Source organism: Pseudomonas sp. DE0010, assembly GCF_007680745.1.
Taxonomy (GTDB): domain Bacteria; phylum Pseudomonadota; class Gammaproteobacteria; order Pseudomonadales; family Pseudomonadaceae; genus Aquipseudomonas; species Aquipseudomonas parafulva_B.
Window position 1 is genome coordinate 1 of sequence record NZ_VEJQ01000289.1, and the last position, 239, is coordinate 239.

The following is a 239-nucleotide window of genomic DNA, read 5'->3' on the forward strand; positions in this document are numbered from 1 at the left end:
CCAGTGGATGGATTCGGCGATGTCGTCCGGGGTCAGGGGTTCGGTGCCGGCATAGACGGCATCGGCCTTGGCCTTGTCACCCCCGAAGCGCACCACCGAGAATTCGCTTTCGGACAGGCCCGGCTCGATGTTGGTCACCCGCACCCCGGTGCCCAGCAGATCGGATCTCAGGCTCAGGCTGAATTGCTTGAGGAAGGCCTTGGTGGCGCCATAGACATGGCTGCCCGGATAGGGATAGT

1 protein-coding gene is annotated in these 239 nt (G+C 63.2%); it reads right to left on the reverse strand.

What is annotated here, in order from left to right; all coding sequences use genetic code 11:
- Positions 1-239 (reverse strand): SDR family NAD(P)-dependent oxidoreductase (locus FS767_RS22575; protein ID WP_144968306.1); only part of this gene is annotated, 239 nt, incomplete at both ends.